General features: G+C 72.8%; 16 protein-coding genes and 4 pseudogenes. 14 read left to right on the top strand and 6 right to left on the bottom strand.

Going from position 1 to position 16,782, the window contains the following annotated elements; translation table 11 throughout:
* Positions 1-104: 104 nt before the first annotated feature.
* Positions 105-404, top strand: a pseudogene (locus KPL57_RS72695) (STAS domain-containing protein); the annotation flags it as partial.
* Between the two features lie 116 nt (positions 405-520).
* Here KPL57_RS72695 and KPL57_RS25585 read toward each other — a convergent pair.
* The gene (locus tag KPL57_RS25585) at positions 521-1,480 is read right to left on the bottom strand and encodes a LysR family transcriptional regulator (protein WP_043278006.1); all 960 of its coding nucleotides are present in this window, start codon (positions 1,478-1,480) and stop codon (positions 521-523) included.
* An 87-nt stretch (positions 1,481-1,567) separates the two neighbouring features.
* On the opposite strand from KPL57_RS25585, the gene KPL57_RS25580 reads away from it, so the two are divergent.
* From KPL57_RS25580 to KPL57_RS25555, 6 genes and pseudogenes are all read left to right on the top strand, one after another.
* Positions 1,568-2,203, top strand: a complete 636-nt coding sequence (locus tag KPL57_RS25580) for a succinate dehydrogenase cytochrome b subunit (RefSeq protein WP_226353471.1) — start codon at positions 1,568-1,570, stop codon at positions 2,201-2,203.
* Between the two features lie 97 nt (positions 2,204-2,300).
* Positions 2,301-4,268 (top strand): annotated as a pseudogene (locus tag KPL57_RS72690) (fumarate reductase/succinate dehydrogenase flavoprotein subunit).
* A 14-nt stretch (positions 4,269-4,282) separates the two neighbouring features.
* The gene (locus KPL57_RS25570; RefSeq protein WP_020623678.1) at positions 4,283-5,032 is read left to right on the top strand and encodes a succinate dehydrogenase/fumarate reductase iron-sulfur subunit; all 750 of its coding nucleotides are present in this window, start codon (positions 4,283-4,285) and stop codon (positions 5,030-5,032) included.
* Between the two features lie 239 nt (positions 5,033-5,271).
* Entirely contained in the window at positions 5,272-6,072 is an 801-nt protein-coding gene (locus KPL57_RS25565; protein WP_226353470.1) for a hypothetical protein, read from the top strand.
* Between the two features lie 8 nt (positions 6,073-6,080).
* A pseudogene (locus tag KPL57_RS25560) lies at positions 6,081-7,984 on the top strand (fumarate reductase/succinate dehydrogenase flavoprotein subunit).
* Complete coding sequence (locus tag KPL57_RS25555) at positions 7,981-8,742, top strand: succinate dehydrogenase/fumarate reductase iron-sulfur subunit (protein ID WP_020623681.1); 762 nt, start codon at positions 7,981-7,983, stop codon at positions 8,740-8,742. Before KPL57_RS25560 ends, KPL57_RS25555 begins: the two are co-directional and overlap by 4 nt.
* An 80-nt stretch (positions 8,743-8,822) precedes the next feature.
* Here the strand turns inward: KPL57_RS25555 and KPL57_RS25550 are convergent, their stop codons facing one another.
* Entirely contained in the window at positions 8,823-9,101 is a 279-nt protein-coding gene (locus tag KPL57_RS25550) for a hypothetical protein (RefSeq protein WP_226353469.1), read from the bottom strand.
* Between the two features lie 68 nt (positions 9,102-9,169).
* Here KPL57_RS25550 and KPL57_RS25545 point away from each other — a divergent pair, with 68 nt between their 5' ends.
* The 3 genes from KPL57_RS25545 (at position 9,170) to KPL57_RS25535 (ending at position 11,832) form a co-directional block, all read left to right on the top strand.
* Complete coding sequence (locus KPL57_RS25545; protein ID WP_226353468.1) at positions 9,170-9,838, top strand: alpha/beta fold hydrolase; 669 nt, start codon at positions 9,170-9,172, stop codon at positions 9,836-9,838.
* A gap of 390 nt (positions 9,839-10,228) precedes the next feature.
* Complete coding sequence (locus KPL57_RS25540; RefSeq protein WP_226353467.1) at positions 10,229-11,089, top strand: CoA ester lyase; 861 nt, start codon at positions 10,229-10,231, stop codon at positions 11,087-11,089.
* Positions 11,090-11,166: 77 nt separating this feature from the next.
* Positions 11,167-11,832 carry an SDR family oxidoreductase gene (locus KPL57_RS25535; protein ID WP_226353466.1) on the top strand — a complete coding sequence of 222 codons (666 nt, stop codon included), beginning with the start codon at positions 11,167-11,169 and terminating at the stop codon, positions 11,830-11,832.
* Positions 11,833-11,886: 54 nt separating this feature from the next.
* On the opposite strand, the gene KPL57_RS25530 is transcribed toward KPL57_RS25535, so the two are convergent.
* Positions 11,887-12,384, bottom strand: coding sequence for a LysR family transcriptional regulator substrate-binding protein (locus KPL57_RS25530; RefSeq protein WP_308253001.1), 498 nt, complete (start codon positions 12,382-12,384; stop codon positions 11,887-11,889).
* Between the two features lie 109 nt (positions 12,385-12,493).
* A complete protein-coding gene (locus KPL57_RS70205; RefSeq protein ID WP_226353465.1) occupies positions 12,494-12,634 on the bottom strand; it encodes a hypothetical protein in 141 nt (46 codons plus the stop codon).
* Positions 12,635-12,895: 261 nt separating this feature from the next.
* Between KPL57_RS70205 and KPL57_RS25515 the strand changes: the two genes are divergently transcribed.
* The 4 genes from KPL57_RS25515 (at position 12,896) to KPL57_RS25500 (ending at position 15,587) form a co-directional block, all read left to right on the top strand.
* Complete coding sequence (locus tag KPL57_RS25515; RefSeq protein ID WP_226353464.1) at positions 12,896-13,234, top strand: hypothetical protein; 339 nt, start codon at positions 12,896-12,898, stop codon at positions 13,232-13,234.
* Positions 13,235-13,339: 105 nt separating this feature from the next.
* Positions 13,340-13,585, top strand: a complete 246-nt coding sequence (locus tag KPL57_RS25510) for a hypothetical protein (RefSeq protein WP_226353463.1) — start codon at positions 13,340-13,342, stop codon at positions 13,583-13,585.
* 71 nt (positions 13,586-13,656) lie between these two features.
* A complete protein-coding gene (locus KPL57_RS70200; protein WP_226353462.1) occupies positions 13,657-14,850 on the top strand; it encodes a prolyl oligopeptidase family serine peptidase in 1,194 nt (397 codons plus the stop codon).
* The gene (locus KPL57_RS25500) at positions 14,847-15,587 is read left to right on the top strand and encodes an AAA family ATPase (RefSeq protein WP_226353461.1); all 741 of its coding nucleotides are present in this window, start codon (positions 14,847-14,849) and stop codon (positions 15,585-15,587) included. The genes KPL57_RS70200 and KPL57_RS25500 overlap by 4 nt, the downstream gene beginning before the upstream one ends.
* 54 nt (positions 15,588-15,641) lie before the next feature.
* On the opposite strand, the gene KPL57_RS25495 is transcribed toward KPL57_RS25500, so the two are convergent.
* Positions 15,642-16,508, bottom strand: a complete 867-nt coding sequence (locus KPL57_RS25495; protein ID WP_075311105.1) for an amino acid ABC transporter permease — start codon at positions 16,506-16,508, stop codon at positions 15,642-15,644.
* Positions 16,505-16,782: pseudogene (locus tag KPL57_RS25490) on the bottom strand (amino acid ABC transporter permease); the annotation flags it as partial. The gene KPL57_RS25495 and the pseudogene KPL57_RS25490, both read right to left, overlap by 4 nt.

The raw sequence follows: 16,782 nt of genomic DNA, 5'->3' as shown, positions 1-16,782 counted from the left end.
CGGCGTGCGGTACCGGCACCGCACTGGCACCCTGACTGCGGCGGTGGCGCGGCGCCCCGCGGGAGGCGGCCGGTGATGACCGATCCGACGGAGGGCCGGGGGGAGTGCCCGGCCTGTCCGCCGCGACCGCGGAGGGTGGTCTGACCCTGGAGGCGGTGCCGCACCCGTCGGGTCCGGTGGTGCTGCACGCCGTCGGCGACGTCGACCTCGCGACCGCGCCGTTCCTGGCCGAGCAGGTGGGCGACTGGCTCGCCGCGGCCCCACGGATCGTGCTGGACCTGTCCGGGGTGGGCGTGTTCGCCTCGGCCGGGATCTCGGTGCTGCTCGACTGCCAGCACGCCGCCGTCGCGGCCGGGGTGGTCCTGGAGCTGTACTGCGGCGCGGCCCGCCAGGTCCGCCGGGTCCTGCAGGTCACCTCACCGGCACCTGCGAGCACCTGCGGGTGCTCGACCCGCACCCGCCGCCGGCGACCCCCGACGGCCGCGCCCCGCTGTTCCCGGTTCCCGACTGACCCCGGTCCTCAGCCGAGCAGCTCCCGGCCGGTCCGGTGCCGGTGCAGCACCTGGACGTCGGTCGTGCCCTCCCGCAGCGACGCCGAGGTGTCGGACATGTGCTCCAGCAGCGTGTCCGCGAAGGCGATGACGGCCGGTGTGGGGGCGATGTCGGCGCGCCGCGCCAGCGCCACCGTGCGGTGGATGGCCGGGTTGAGCACCGTGCGCCGCAGCCGCGGCCGCCCGATGAACGTCAGGTCCGGCACCACCGCCACCCCGGTGCCGGCCTCGACCATGCGCAGCACGGCGTCCATCTGGCCGCCCTCGACGGCGATCCGCGGCGTGACCCCGGCGACCGCGTAGGCCCGCAGGGTCACCTCCCGCAGGTCGTAGCCCTGGCGCACCATCACCAGGTCGTGGCGGGCGAGCTCGGAGACGGTCATCGACCCGCGCGGGGTCAGCGGCCTGCGTGCCCGTGGGGAGGCGACCGAGAGCCGTTCGCGGAGCAGGGGAGCGGTGTGCAGCGTCGGGTCCACCCCGTCGGGGGGCACGATGACCAGGGCGACGTCCAGCGCGCCCTGGACCAGTGCCGCCTCCAACGGCTGCGAGCCGTCCTCGGCCAGCTCGACGGCGATCTCGGGGTGCCGGGCGTGGAAGACCCGCAGCACGTCGGACAGCACGCCGATGCACAGCGACGGCGTCGCGCCGACCCGGACCCGGCCGCTGCGCAGGCCGACCATCTCGGCCACCGTCGTGCGGACCATGTCGGAGTCGGCGAGCATCCTCCGTGCCAGTGGCAGCACCGCCTCACCGGCCGGGGTCAGCGTGACGACCGACCCGCGGTTGATCAGCGGGGAGCCCAGCTCGTCCTCCAGCGCCCGCAGCGCGCGGCTCAGGGTCGGCTGGGCGACCCCGACCTGGTCGGCCGCCCGAGTGAAGCTGCGCACGTTTGCCACGGCGACGAAGTACATGAGCTGCTGAAGTGTCACACGCATAGCCTACGGCTATGACCGGAGACCGTTTCATGCATTGGACTGCCTTACCCGTTGGTATGTCCACTGGACGACGTGGTCACGATGTCCGAGAAGTCCCGGGCCGGCGGCGGAGCCAAGCCCGCCGCACCCCGGCGTCCGCGCACGCCCAGTGCGCTGCTGAAGTTCGTGATGGCGGTGAGCGGCGTCGTGCTGCTCGGCTACGTCACGTTGCACATGATCGGGAACCTGAAGATCTTCTTCGGCCCCGAGGCGATCGATCACTACGCGGCCTGGCTGCGCACCATCCTGGAGCCGGCGCTGCCCTACTCGGGCATGCTCTGGATCGTCCGTGTGGTGCTCGTCGTCGCTGTGGTCGCCCACATCTGGTCGGCGACGGTGCTCGCCCTGCGCGCGCGCAAGGCCCGCCCGATCAAGTACGCGGGTGGCTCCTACCAGGTCAAGGGCAGCTACGCGCACCATGCGCCCGGCACCATGCGCGGGGGCGGCGTGATCATCGTGCTGTTCGTCGTCTACCACCTGCTCGACCTCACCGCGGGCACGCTGAACCCGAACGGCGTGCACCTCGCGGTGGCGGACAACCTCGCGGCCGACTTCACCCCCGCCCGCTGGTACGTCACCCTGTTCTACGTCCTCGCCGTCGTCGCGCTGGGCTTCCACGTCCAGCACGGCATCTTCTGGGCATCCAGACGCTCGGGTGGTCGTCGAACAGGCGTGTGAGCGCACCATCAAGGTGGTGTCGACGGTCTTCGCCGCCGTGCTGACCCTCGGCTTCATCTCGGTGCCCCTCGCCGTCACGTTCGGAGTGGTCTGACCCATGACTGACGCCTCGTCCCACCACATCTCCTACGCCGACTACACGACCGGTGAGCCGGTCGTCGACAAGGCGGTCCCCTCGGGTGCCATCGAGACCCGCTGGGAGCGCCGCCGGTTCGGCGTCAAGCTGGTCAACCCGGCGAACAAGCGCTCGAAGAAGATCATCGTCGTGGGCTCCGGCCTGGCCGGCGGCTCCGCGAGCGCGACGCTCGGCGAGGCCGGCTACCACGTCAAGACGTTCTGCTACCAGGACAGCCCGCGGCGTGCGCACTCGATCGCCGCGCAGGGCGGCATCAACGCGGCGAAGAACTACCGCAACGACGGCGACAGCGTCTACCGGCTGTTCTACGACACGGTGAAGGGCGGCGACTTCCGCGCGCGGGAGTCCAACGTCCACCGGCTCGCCGAGATCTCGCGGCAGATCATCGACCAGTGCGTCGCGCAGGGCGTCCCGTTCGCCCGCGACTACGCGGGTCTGCTCGACAACCGCTCGTTCGGCGGTGTGCAGGTCTCCCGCACCTTCTACGCCCGCGGTCAGACCGGCCAGCAGCTGCTCATCGGCGCCTACCAGGCGCTGGAGCGCCAGGTGAAGGCCGGCACCGTCGAGATGTACGCCCGGCACGAGATGCTGGAGCTGATCGTCGTCGAGGGACGCGCCCGCGGCATCGTCGCGCGCGACATGGTCTCCGGCGAGATCGAGGTGCACACCGCCGACGCGGTCGTGCTCGCCTCCGGCGGCTACGGCAACGTCTTCTACCTGTCGACCAACGCCAAGGGCTGCAACGTCACGGCCTCCTGGCGGGCGCACCGCAAGGGCGCGCTGTTCGCGAACCCCTGCTTCACCCAGATCCACCCGACCTGCATCCCGGTCTCCGGCGACCACCAGTCGAAGCTGACCCTGATGTCGGAGTCGCTGCGCAACGACGGCCGCGTCTGGGTCCCGAAGAGGCTCGGCGACGACCGCGGGCCGAACGAGATCCCGCACGACGAGGAGCGTGACTACTTCCTCGAGCGCAAGTACCCGGCGTTCGGCAACCTGGTGCCCCGTGACATCGCGTCCCGGGCCGCCAAGGAGGTCTGCGACGAGAAGCGCGGTGTCGGTCCGTCGGGTCTGGGTGTCTACCTGGACTTCGACGACGCGATCCAGCGGCTGGGCCGCAAGGCCGTCGAGAACAAGTACGGCAACCTGTTCGAGATGTACGAGCGGATCACGGGGAGACCCCTACGAGGTCCCGATGCGGATCTTCCCCGCCGTGCACTACACGATGGGTGGCCTCTGGGTCGACTACGACCTGCAGTCGACCATCCCGGGCCTCTACGTGGCCGGCGAGGCGAACTTCTCCGACCACGGCGCGAACCGCCTCGGTGCGTCCGCGCTGATGCAGGGTCTGGCCGACGGCTACTTCGTCCTCCCGGTCACGATCGGCGACTACCTGGCCAAGAACGAGCTCGACGCCGTCCCCGACGACGCGCCCGAGGTCGTCGAGGCCGTGCAGTCGGTCACCGACCGGATCGACCAGTTCCTGTCGATCAACGGCACCCGCACGGTGGACTCGTTCCACCGCGAGCTGGGCCAGATCATGTGGGACTACTGCGGCATGGAGCGCACCGAGGACGGTCTGCGCAAGGCGCTGGACCGCATCCCGAGCTCCGTCGCGAGTTCTGGAGCAACGTCAAGGTGCCGGGTACCGGCGCGGAGCTGAACCAGAGCCTGGAGAAGGCCGGCCGGGTGGCCGACTTCCTCGAGCTCGGTGAGCTCATGTGTCTCGACGCGCTCGTGCGTCGCGAGTCGTGCGGCGGTCACTTCCGCGCGGAGAGCCAGACCGAGGACGGCGAGGCGCAGCGCGACGACGAGAACTTCTCCTTCACCTCGGCCTGGGAGTACACCGGCCGCGGGCAGGCTCCGGTCCTGCACAAGGAGGAGCTCACGTTCGAGTACGTGCACCCGACCCAGCGCAGCTACAAGTAAGAGGACCGACGGACATGAAGCTCAACCTGAAGGTCTGGCGCCAGCGCGACGCGGTCGACAAGGGGCGCCTGGTCACCTACACAGTCGACGCCGACGAGGACATGTCGTTCCTCGAGATGCTCGACGTGCTCAACGAGAAGCTGATCCTGTCCGGCGACGAGCCGGTCGCGTTCGACCACGACTGCCGCGAGGGCATCTGCGGCTCGTGCAGCATGGTCATCGACGGCCGTCCCCACGGCCCGCAGCGGGCGACCACCACCTGCCAGCTGCACATGCGGCACTACTCCGACGGCGACACGATCGTCATCGAGCCGTTCCGCTCGGGCTCGTTCCCGGTCATCAAGGACCTCGTCGTCGACCGCGCCGCGTTCGACAAGATGATCCAGGCCGGCGGCTACGTCTCGGTGAACACCGGGTCGGCGCCGGAGGCCAACTCCAACGCCGTGCCGAAGTCCGCCGCGGACCGCTCGTTCGCCGCGGCGAACTGCATCGGCTGCGGTGCCTGCGTCGCGGCCTGCCCGAACGGGTCCGCGTCGCTGTTCCTGGGCGCGAAGCTGACCCACCTGGGTGAGCTGCCGCAGGGTCAGCCGGAGCGCTACGAGCGCGTCGTCAGCATGGTGGAGGAGCACGAGGCCGCCGGGTTCGGTGGCTGCACCAACACCGGCGCCTGCGCCACCGCCTGCCCGAAGGAGATCCCGCTCGACGTGATCTCCCAGCTGAACCGCGACTACCTCGCGGCCACGGTGGGCGGCCGCAAGAAGTAGGACGCACCGTCGCGACGGCCCGGGCCACTCCCTCCGCGGGGTGCCCGGGCCGTCGTGCGTCGTGTGACGTGTGAGCCACGTCTCGATGGAGCGGCCAATCGCGATCCCGACGTAGATCACATGTGATCTGCGTCGTACTCTCTGGCGACCACCGCACCGTGTGTGCGGCGGGTGTTCACGAGGGCACGACGTCGTGTCAGGTCTCTTCGGCGTCGTCGAGACGACAGGAGCTCCCGTACGTGTCATCCACCACTGACGCGTCCACCGGCCGGGCCACCATCGCCGCGCGCACGCTGCGCACGGACCGATGGTGGCTTCCCCCGCTGGCCACCTTCGTGGCGTTCGTCGCCTGGGTCGCGTACGCGACGGTGCGGGCGTTCATGCAGGACCACTACTTCGTCCCCGAGTACGGCTATCTGACGCCGTTCCACTCGCCGTGCGTCTCGACCGGCTGCGTCGAGGAGGCAGCGCACTTCGGCCGCTTCCTGCCCGACGTCTGGTGGCTGCCCTACGCGGCGGTCTCCCTGCCGTTCCTGCTGCTGTTCCGGCTGACCTGCTACTACTACCGCAAGGCCTACTACCGGGCGTTCTGGCTCTCCCCGCCGGCCTGCGCGGTCGCCGAGCCGCACCGGCGCTACACCGGTGAGACGCGTTTCCCGCTGATCCTGCAGAACGCGCACCGCTACTTCTTCTACATCGCCGGGATCATCACGCTGATCAACACCTACGACGCGGTGCTGGCCTTCGCCAAGCCCGGCGGCGGGTTCGGCCTGGGGCTGGGCAACATCATCCTGGTCGTGAACGTGGTGCTGCTGTTCGGCTACACGCTGTCGTGCCACTCGTGCCGCAGCGCCGTCGGCGGGCGGCTCAACCACTTCTCGAAGCACCCGGTCCGCTACGCGCTCTGGACCCAGGTCTCGAAGCTGAACACCCGGCACAACCAGTTCGCCTGGGCGACGCTGGTGAGCCTCGCCGTCACCGACTTCTACGTCATGGCCGTCTCCGCCGGCTGGATCAGCGACCTGCGGATCGTGGGGTGAGCACCGAGATGGACGAGCAGATCGAGCGGCACGACTACGACGTCGTCGTCATCGGGGCCGGCGGTGCCGGCCTGCGGGCGGCGATCGAGGCGCGGCTGCAGGGCAAGCGGACGGCGATCATCTCCAAGTCGCTGTTCGGCAAGGCACACACCGTGATGGCCGAGGGCGGCTGCGCGGCGTCGATGGGCAACGCCAACCCGAACGACAACTGGAAGGTCCACTACCGCGACACCATGCGCGGCGGGAAGTTCCTCAACAACTGGCGGATGGCCGAGCTGCACGCCAAGGAGGCCCCGGACCGGGTCTGGGAGCTGGAGACCTACGGCGCGCTGTTCGACCGCACGAAGGACGGGAAGATCAGCCAGCGCAACTTCGGCGGGCACACCTACCCGCGGCTGGCGCACGTCGGCGACCGGACCGGCCTGGAGCTGATCCGCACCCTGCAGCAGAAGGTCGTCTCGCTGCAGCAGGAGGACCTCGCCGAGACCGGCGACCCCGAGTCCCGGATCCGGGTCTTCCACGAGTGCACGATCACCGAGCTGTTCACCACCGACGGCGCGATCTCGGGCTGCTTCGGCTACTTCCGCGGCGACGGTCGGTTCGTGCGCTTCGACGCCCCGGCGATCGTGCTCGCCACCGGCGGCGTCGGGAAGAGCTACTCGGTCACGTCGAACTCCTGGGAGTACACCGGCGACGGCCACGCGCTGGGCCTGCGCGCCGGCGCGCCGCTGATCAACATGGAGTTCCTGCAGTTCCACCCGACCGGCATGGTGTGGCCGCCGTCGGTGCGGGGCCTGCTGGTCACCGAGTCCGTCCGCGGCGACGGCGGCGTGCTGCGCAACACCGACGGCAAGCGGTTCATGTTCGACTACGTGCCGGACGTGTTCAAGGAGCAGTACGCCACCACCGAGGAGGAGGGCGACCGCTGGTACACCGATCCGGACAACAACCGGCGCCCGCCCGAGCTGCTGCCCCGCGACGAGGTCGCCCGGGCCATCAACTCCGAGGTCAAGGCGGGCCGGGGCACCGAGCACGGCGGGGTGTTCCTCGACGTGTCCACCCGGCTGAAGCCCGAGGAGATCCTCAAGCGGCTGCCGTCGATGCACCACCAGTTCAAGGAGCTGGCCGACGTCGACATCACGAAGGAGCCGATGGAGGTCGGCCCGACCTGCCACTACGTGATGGGCGGGGTCGAGGTCGAGCCGGACACCGCGATGTCGAAGGTCCCCGGCCTGTTCGCCGCCGGCGAGGTCGCGGGCGGCATGCACGGCTCCAACCGGCTCGGCGGCAACTCGCTGTCGGACCTTCTGGTGTTCGGCCGCCGCGCCGGGCTGCACGCCGCGCAGCACGCGGACCGGGGACGGCCGGCCGTCGCGGAGGCCGACGTCACCGCGGCGCTGGAGCGGGCGATGCTGCCGTTCTCCAGTGCGACCGCGGGCGGGGAGAACCCGTTCGTCGTCCAGCAGGAGCTGCAGAAGACGATGCACGAGCTCGTCGGATCATCCGCAAGGGCGACGAGATGGAGCTCGCGCTCAAGAAGCTCGAGGACATCGCGACCCGCACCCGGACGGTCTCGGTGGAGGGGCACCGCCGCTTCAACCCGGGCTGGCACCTGGCCCTGGACCTGCGCAACATGCTGCTCGTCGCGCTGTGCACCGGCAAGGCGGCCCTGGAGCGCCAGGAGTCGCGGGGTGGGCACACCCGCGACGACTTCCCGGTCATGGACGCCGACTGGCGCCACGTGCTGCTGGTCTGCCGCGCCGTCGGAGAGGACGGCATCGAGCTGACCCGTCAGGAGCAGATCCCGATGCGGCCCGACCTGTTCGACCTGTTCGAGATGGACGAGCTGAAGAAGTACTACACCGGTGACGAGCTGGGCGGTCACCGGGCCGATGCGGAGGGACCGCGATGAGCAGCCATCTCCACCACTTCCGCGTCTGGCGCGGCGACGACACCAAGGGCGAGCTGGTCGACTACCCGGTGGAGGTGAACGAGGGCGAGGTCGTCCTCGACGTCATCCACCGGCTGCAGGCCACCGAGGCCGGCGACCTGGCCGTGCGCTGGAACTGCAAGGCGGGCAAGTGCGGCTCGTGCTCCGCGGAGATCAACGGCCGGCCGCGGCTGATGTGCATGACCCGGATGAACACCTTCGACGACAGCGAGGTCGTCACCGTCACGCCGCTGCGCAGCTTCCCGGTGATCCGCGACCTCGTGACCGACGTGTCGTTCAACTACACCAAGGCCCGCGAGATCCCCAGCTTCACCCCGCCCGAGGGGGTCGCGCCGGGCGAGTACCGGATGGCGCAGGTCGACGTCGAGCGGAGCCAGGAGTTCCGCAAGTGCATCGAGTGCTACCTGTGCCAGAACACCTGCCACGTGGTCCGCGACCACGAGGAGAACAAGGAGGCGTTCGCCGGGCCGCGCTACCTGATGCGGATGGCCGAGCTGGACATGCACCCGCTCGACGCGCACGGCAACCGTGCCGTCGAGGCCCAGGAGGAGCACGGGCTGGGGTTCTGCAACATCACCAAGTGCTGCACCGAGGTGTGCCCGGAGCACATCAAGATCACCGACAACGCGCTCATCCCGCTCAAGGAGCGCGCGGTGGACCGCAAGTACGACCCGCTGGTGTGGCTGGGGGACAAGATCTTCCGTCGCACCGGGAGCTGAACGTGTCCCCGCACCCCGGCGACGGCCATCGCACCCGCCGCACGGGGTGCGGGGACCGCGCCGGGGGTGCGACGGGCCGCTCAGCCCTCCATCGACCGGCGGATCTCGGCGAGCCGCTCGGCCGCCCTGCGCTCGCGTTCGGCGAACGCGTCCTGGGCCTCCGCGGCGCGCACGTCGCCGCCTGCGAGCTCCTCGGCGGCCGCCGCGGTCGCGGCGCGTCCCTCGATGCGATCGCGCACGTAGGAGAACGTGGGGACGCCGTCGTCGGTGTAGTCGGTGACCGGCTCGACCGGGTCGGGCACGGCGGGGTCGGCAGGCTCCGGGTCGGGGACGGCGGGCAGGCGGGTCGGATCGGTCATCGGGCCTCCTCGGTTCCGCCGTCGACGGTAGGCGATGAGAACGCCGCGCGCGGACGGTCCACACCGGTATGACGACCTTTGCGCTCGTCCCCGGGGCGGGGACCGACACCTGGTACTGGGGCCCGCTGGTACGGGAGTTGACCCGGCGCGGCCACCGCGCCGTGCCGGTCGAGCTGCCCTGCGACGACGACGCCGCCGGACTGGAGGACTACGCCGACGCCGTGGTGGCCGCGGTCGAGGGTGCCGAGGACCTGGTGGTCGTCGCGCACTCCTTCGGCGGGTTCAGCGCGCCGCTGGTGTGCGACCGGATCGCGGTGCGCGAGCTCGTCCTGGTGACGGCGATGGTGCCGCAGCCGGGCGAGTCCGCGGCGCAGTGGGGCGCCGCGACCGGCTCCGGCGCGGCGCTCGCCGAGCAGGCCGCGCGCGACGGGCGCGACCCCGACGACGTCGTCGGGCTCTTCTACCACGACGTCGACGAGGCGGTCGCGAACGAGGCGCTGCGCCACGAGCGCGACCAGTCCGCGACGCCGTGGAACCAGCCGTGGCCGCGGGAGTCCTGGCCGGACGTGCCGACCCGGTACCTGCTGTGCCGCGAGGACAAGCTGTTCCCGGCCGCGTTCGTCCGGACGATGCTCGCCCGCCGGCTGCGCGGCGTCGTGCCCGAGATGGTGTCGGGCGGGCACCACCCGATGCTCTCGCACCCCGGGGAGCTGGCCGCGGCGCTGCTCGGCCGCTGAGGACGGCCCCCGAGGACGGCCCCCGAGGGCGGGGGCCGGTGGCAGGCGATGATGACGCGGTGGCGCGCACACGGATCCGGGAGCTCGTGGTGGTGCACGACGCGGCCTGTGCGCCGTGCTCGCGGATCGCACAGGAGCTGCCGGGCTGCGTGCGGGTCCGGGTCCGGGCGCGCTCCTGCCGCGAGCCGCGGCTGGCCGAGATCTACCCGAACCTCCCGGCCGCCGTCGCCGGATGCCGGACGCCGGCGGTCGGCGTGCTCCGCACCGACGGGCAGGTCCGCTGGTGGACCGGGATGAGCGGGGTCGTCGGCCTGGCTCCGGTCCTGCGACCCGGGCGCTGCCGGCCGCGGTGCGCCTGCTGCGCGCGGCGGCGACGGCAGGTCGATGATCGTGGTCCGTCCCCGGAACGAGGAGGCCCCGCTCGTGGCCACCGCCGCCCGCCCGCTCGACCACGGCCCCGGCCTGCTGTTCTGCCCCGGGAACCGGCCCGACCGGTTCGCCAGGGCACTCGCCGCGGCCGACGCCGTCGTCCTCGACCTGGAGGACGCGGTCGGCCCGGACGACAAGGACGGCGCCCGTGCCGCCGTCGTCGACGCCCTGGCGGGGCTGGACCGCACCCGGGTGGTCGTGCGGGTCAACGCGCCCGGCACCCCCGCCCACGACGGCGACGTCGCCGCGCTGGCCGCCCACCCGGACCTCACGCTGATGCTGCCGATGGCGACGAGCGCCGCCGCGGTGGAGGCACTGGCCCCGCACCCGGTGATCGCGCTGTGCGAGACCGCGCACGGGGTGCTGGAGGCGCCGTCGATCGCGCGGGCGACGAACTGCGCGGGCCTGATGTGGGGCAGCGAGGACCTGCTCGCCGACCTGGGCGGCCGCACCGGGCGCGCGACCGGCGGCGGCTACGGCCCGGCGCTGACCGAGGCCCGCACCCGGATCCTCTACGCCGCGCGTGCCGCGGGCCTCGACCCGGTCGACACCGTGCTGACCGACATCGCGGACACCGACACCCTGCTCGCCGACACCCTCGACGCGGCGGCCGCGGGATTCGCGGCGAAGGCCTGCATCCACCCGTCGCAGGTCGAGGTCGTGCGCCGCGGGTTCCGGCCCACCGACGCCGAGGCCGAGCACGCCCGCGCCCTGCTCGCCGAGGCGCGGCGCCACCCCGGGGTGTTCCGGTTCGGCGGGGAGATGGTCGACGCGCCGGTGCTCGCCCGGGCCAGGGCGGTCCTGCGCCGCGCCGAGGCATAGACGACGTCTATGGCAGAGCTCGGAAGCATCGATCGCGCGACGGGACTGCACGTCGGTCCGGCGACGCTGTACCGGACATGGACATCACCACACTGGCCGGACAGGACCTGCTGATCGTCGGCGGCGGCTCGGGCATCGCCCGCGCGCTCGCCGCCGACGCCGTCGCCGAGGGGGCGACGGTCACCCTCGCCGGGCGCGACCCGCAGCGGCTCGCCCCGGTCGCGGACGCGGTGGGCGCCGCCACCGCCCGGATCGACCTGACCGACGAGGCGAGCATCGCCGCCTTCGCGGCGACCTCGGGGCCGCTGGACCACGTCGTGTCGCTCGCCGCCGCGCCCGCGAACGGGCCGGTCGGCGAGCTGGACCGCGACGCCGTCCACACCGCGTTCGACGCGAAGGTCGTCGGCCCGCTGCTGCTCGCCAAGCACCTCGCCCCACTCGTGCGCGGGTCGTTCCTGCTGTTCTCCGGCGTCGCGGCCTGGCGCCCGGCGCCCGGCCGCTCGGTGATGGCGACGACCAACGGCGCCGTCGCGTTCCTCGCCGAGGCGCTCGCCGTCGAGCTCGCCCCGGTCCGGGTCAACGCGCTCTCGCCCGGCATCGTCGACTCCGGCCAGTGGGACCGGCTCGGCGACGGCAAGGACGCCTTCCTCGCCGCCACGGCCGCGGCCAACCCGGCGCGGCGCACCGGCACCCCGGCCCAGCTGTCCGCCGCGGCCCGGTCGCTGCTCACCAACCCTTCGTGACCGGCACGACCCTGCACGTCGACGGCGGTGGCCGGCTGGCCTGACCGGCGCCGCTCAGGGGGCGAGCTGCGCGGCGACGGCGGCGGGCACGGGCACCCCGCGCCGTCGCAGCGCGGCGACGAACGCCGCCACCACCGGGTCCCGGCCCGGCCGGGTCAGCGCGACGACCTCCCGGTCCTGCGCCGGGGCCAGCGCCCGCACCACACCCGGGGCACCCGCGGGCAGCGCCGTCACCGGCACCACCGCAACGCCCAGCCCGGCGTCGGCGAGCCGGGCCGCGGTCGTCGCGCTCCGGGTGCGGGTCACCGCGTCGAGGCGGACGCCGTGCGTGGCGGCGAGGGTGTCGAGCCAGCCGGCCAGGCCGTTGGCGGGGGCGTAGTGCACCACCGGGCCCTCGCCGAGCGCGACGACCGGGATCGGCCCCGGCGCGCCGGCGAGCGGATGGCGGCGGGGGAGCGCCGCGACGAGCGGCTCGCGGCCGAGCACCTCGGCGTCGACGCCGTCACGGCCGGGCGGCGGGCACACCCCCACGTCGGCCGCGCCGTCCGCCACCCGGGCGGCGATCTCGTCGGCCGCTGGTCAGCTCGGTGAGCTCCACCCGGGTCCGGGCGGTGGCACCGGCGGCAGCCCGCACAGCACCGGGGCGAGCAGACCCGCGTTGTCATCGTCTCCGCGCACGCCACCCGCAGCACCCCGGCGCCGCCGGCCGCGACCGTGCGCCGGTGGTCAGCACCCGGTCCGCGGCCTCCAGCGCGGCGACCGCGTCGGCGTGCACCGCCCGCCCCGCGACGGTCGGGCGCACCCGCGCGGCAGCCGCTCCAGCAGCGGGGTCCCGACCTCGCGTTCGAGCTGGGCGAGCTGGTGGGACAGGGCGGGCTGGGACAGGTTGCAGGGCCGCGGGCCGCCCGGTCACCGACCCGTGGTCGAACACGGCCACCAGGCATTCCAGCGCACGCAGTGTCGGCACGGCGACAACCTACGGGCACGGCGGCACGGTGATGACTAGCGTGGTCGCCGTGACGATCTCGGGTACGGGTCGTGGCCGACACGGTCCACGTCCGAAGTGGTGGTGACGGCCGCGGTGCGGCTCGGGGAGGTCCGCCCCCGACGGTGCGCCCGGCACCGAGGAACACCGGGGTGGTGTGGGCCGAGGGCCGCGCCACCGAGGGCGGGCGGACCCAGCTGGTGCGCCGCACCGACGACGGCACCCGCACCGACCTGCTGCCGGCCGGGGGCGAACGCGCGCTCGGCCGTCCACGAGTACGGCGGCGGCGCGTGGTGGCTGCACCCCGGCAGCCCCGGCACCGTCTTCTACGTCGAGTGGGCCGACCAGCGCCTGTACCGGCTCGACCGCGGCGGCGAGCCGGTCGCGCTCACCCGGAGCCCGCGGTGCCCGCGGTGACCGTTACGCCGACGGCGACGTCGCCCCCGACGGCACCTGGATGGTCGCGGTCCGCGAGCACCACACGCCGAGCACACCCCGGCGGCCGAGGTCGTCAACGAGATCGTGCGGCTCGACGCCCGCGTCCCGTCGGAGCCGGAGGTGCTGGTCAGCGGCCCGGACTTCGTCGCAGCACCGCGGATCTCGCCGGACGGCGGCACCCTGGCCTGGCTGTCCTGGAACCACCCGTCGATGCCGTGGGACGACGTCGAGCTCACCGTGCGCGACCTGGCGTCCGGGGTGGACACCGTCGTCGGGGTGGGCCGGGGGAGTCGGTCACCGAGCCGCAGTGGCAGCCCGACGGGTCGCTGACCTTCCTCAGCGACCGCACCGGCTGGTGGAACCTCTACCGGTGGCCGCCCGGCCAGGACATCGAGGCGCTCGTGCGCATCGATGCCGAGATCGGTGTGCCCGGCTGGGCGCTGGGCGGGTCGCGCTACGCCGTCCTGGAGGACGGACGCGTCGTGTTCGCCCGCTCCTCGCGGGGCTTCGACGCCCTGGTCGTGCGGGAGGTCGACGGCCGGATCATCGAGCTCGACACCCCGTTCACCGCGATCGGCTCGGTGCGCGCCGACGGGCCCTACGCCGTCGTCTGCGTCGCCGGGTCGCCCACCGCCGAGCCGGGCGTGCACCGCGTGGTGCCCGCCCCGGAGGGAGCCGGGGAGCCCGGCGCGGCCGGGGTGCAGACCCTGCGCGCACCGCGCGACCTGGGCCTGCACCCGGAGACGGTGTCGGTGCCCGAGCCGATCACGTTCCTGTCCACCGACGCCGCGGGCGGCCCGCGCACCGGCTACGCGCTGTTCTACCCGCCGCTGGGCGCCCACGAGGCCCCCGAGGGCGAGCTGCCGCCGCTGCTGGTGGTCATCCACGGCGGCCCGACCGGCTCGGCGACGCCGGTCCTCTCGGTCGCCGTGCAGTACTGGACCAGCCGCGGGTTCGGGGTCGTCGACGTCGACTACGGCGGCTCCACCGGCTACGGGCGCGCCTACCGCGAGCAGCTGAAGGGCGCGTGGGGGATCGTCGACGTCGCCGACTGCCTGGCCGCGGCCCGCACGCTGGCCGACGCCGGACGCGTCGACCCGGCCCGGATGGCGATCCGCGGCGGCTCGGCGGGCGGGTTCACCACCCTGGCCGCGCTCGCCCGGGACGACACCCCGTTCTCCGCGGGGGCCGACCACTTCGGCGTCGCCGACCTGGCCGCGCTCGCCCGGGACACCCACAAGTTCGAGTCCCGCTACCTCGACGGGCTGGTCGGGCCGTGGCCCGAGGCGGAGGCGGTCTACATCGAGCGGTCCCCGCTCACCCACGTCGAGCGGTTCTCGACCCCGCTGATCGTGCTGCAGGGCGACGAGGACGCGATCGTCCCGCCGAACCAGTCGGAGATGATCGTCGACGCGCTGCGCGAGCGTGGGGTGCCGGTCGCCTATCTGTTGTTCGCCGGTGAGCAGCACGGCTTCCGGCAGGCGGCGAACATCCGCCGGGCGCTCGACGCCGAGCTGGCGTTCTACTCCCGGGTGTTCGGGTTCGCGCTGCCGCCGGAGGAGGGCATCGAGCCGGTCACCGTCGAGAACCTGTGAGTCCCGGGCACTTCGTCGCCCGCGTCACCCTGGACCCGGACGCGCCCACCGACGGCTACCCGTTCGACCTGGGGGTGGTGCGGTGGCTGCGGGCGCACGGCGGGCTCGCCCTCTACCCGGGCGTCACGTTCCTGGTGGGGGAGAACGGTTCCGGCAAGTCCACGTTCGTCGAGGCACTGGCGGTCGCGCTGGGGCTGAACGCCGAGGGCGGCTCGCGGTCGTTCCGGTTCGCGACGCGGGCGAGCGAGTCCGACCTGGGGTCGCACCTGCGGCTGGCGCGCCGGCCCGGCCGGGAACGGAGCAGCTTCTTCCTGCGTGCCGAGTCGTACTACAACGTGGCGACCGAGCTCGAGCACCTCGACCGGGAGGGTCTCGGCCCGCGGCTGGCCCCGGCGTTCGGGGGCTCGCCGCACGAGCGCAGCCACGGTGAGTCGTTCGTCGCGCTGATGACCCACCGGTTCACCCCGCGCGGGCTCTACCTGCTCGACGAGCCGGAGGCCGCGCTGTCGGTCACCGGGGCCCTGGCGGTGCTGGCCCGGATGGTGGACCTGATCGCGCGGGGCAGCCAGTTCGTCGTCGCCACCCACTCGCCGGTCCTGCTCGCGCTGCCGGGCGCGACGATCCTGCAACTCGACGACGACGGCGCGGTCCGCCGCGTCGGCTACGACGAGGCGCTCCCGGTCGCCCTGACCCGCAGCTTCCTCGCCGACCCGGACGCGTTCCTGCGGCACCTGTAGACGGCGACGGGCCCGGGAGGACGAGGTGTCCTCCCGGGCCCGGGTTGCCGGGGCTCAGACCGGGGCGCCGCCGGCGGGTGCCGGCGTCGGAGCGGCCTGCGGGGTGGCCTTGCGCGGCCCCTGCGACAGCCGCTTCTCCACCAGCCGCGACAGGCCGGTCAGGATCAGGCACAGCCCGATGTAGAGGACCGCGACGACCAGCGCGACCTGCAGGATCGGCGATCCGAGCTGCACCTGGCTGCCGAGCTGGCGGGCCACGAGCAGCAGCTCCTCGTAGAGGATCAGGAAGCCGAGCGCGGTGTCCTTGAGGACCACCACCAGCTGCGACAGGATCGTCGGCAGCATCGACCGGACCGCCTGCGGGAGCAGCACCGAGGACATCACCTGGGTCTTGCGCAGCCCCAGGGCGTAGGCGGCCTCGCTCTGCCCGCGCGGGACCGCGTTGATCCCGGCACGGAACACCTCGGCGAGCACCGAGCCGTTGTAGAGCATCAGGCCGAGCACGACGGCCCAGAACGCGGAGATCTCGATGCCCGCGCCCTGCGACATCCCGTAGTACATGATGAAGATCAGGACCAGCAGCGGGACGGCGCGGAAGAACTCCACGACCACCGTGCACGGGACCCGGACCCAGGCGTGGTCCGACAGCCGGCCGGCGGCGAACACCGCCCCGAACACCAGCGACAGGACCGCAGCGACGAGGAAGGCGCGGACGGTGTTCCACAGCCCGTCGAGGATGCGGACCTGGATCGCCTCGTAGGTGATCCAGTCCCACATCCGGCCGCTGAACTGGCCGGTGGCCCAGAAGCGGTAGAGGACGAACCCGAGGGCCGCCAGGATCACCGCGACCCCGACGACGCCGATCGTGCGGTTGCGGGCGCGGGCCGCCGGGCCCGGGATGTCGTAGAGGACCGAGCTCATCGGGCCACCCCCCAGCGGGCGTCGAGGCGGCGCTGGACCCAGGTCAGCGGGGCCACCAGGATCACGAAGATCAGCGCCACCCACAGCAGCCCGACGAGCACGTTGTAGCCGCGCTCGGAGAGGTTCTGGTAGATGCCGCCGGCCTGGAACACCGAGAAGCCGGACGCGATCGTGGTGTTCTTCAGCAGCGCGATCTGGATGTTCGTCATCGGCGGGACGGTGGCGCGCACCGCCTGCGGGAGCACACCTGGCCGAGGGTCTGGGTGAAGGTGAA

The sequence above is a fragment of the Pseudonocardia sp. ICBG601 genome, assembly GCF_020496245.1.
Note: the sequence above shows the minus strand (reverse complement) of the source record. Positions and strands in the feature narration are given on the sequence as shown.

Excerpts from the sequence above, each read along its gene's own strand:
- KPL57_RS25570 (WP_020623678.1), top strand. The coding sequence starts at position 4,283 with ATGAAGCTCAACCTGAAGGTCTGGCGCCAGCGCGACGCGGTCGACAAG.
- KPL57_RS25545 (WP_226353468.1), top strand. The coding sequence starts at position 9,170 with ATGACGACCTTTGCGCTCGTCCCCGGGGCGGGGACCGACACCTGGTAC.
- KPL57_RS25495 (WP_075311105.1), bottom strand. The coding sequence starts at position 16,508 with ATGAGCTCGGTCCTCTACGACATCCCGGGCCCGGCGGCCCGCGCCCGC.
- KPL57_RS25550 (WP_226353469.1), bottom strand. The coding sequence starts at position 9,101 with ATGACCGATCCGACCCGCCTGCCCGCCGTCCCCGACCCGGAGCCTGCC.
- KPL57_RS25580 (WP_226353471.1), top strand. The coding sequence starts at position 1,568 with ATGTCCGAGAAGTCCCGGGCCGGCGGCGGAGCCAAGCCCGCCGCACCC.
- KPL57_RS25555 (WP_020623681.1), top strand. The coding sequence starts at position 7,981 with ATGAGCAGCCATCTCCACCACTTCCGCGTCTGGCGCGGCGACGACACC.
- KPL57_RS25535 (WP_226353466.1), top strand. The coding sequence starts at position 11,167 with ATGGACATCACCACACTGGCCGGACAGGACCTGCTGATCGTCGGCGGC.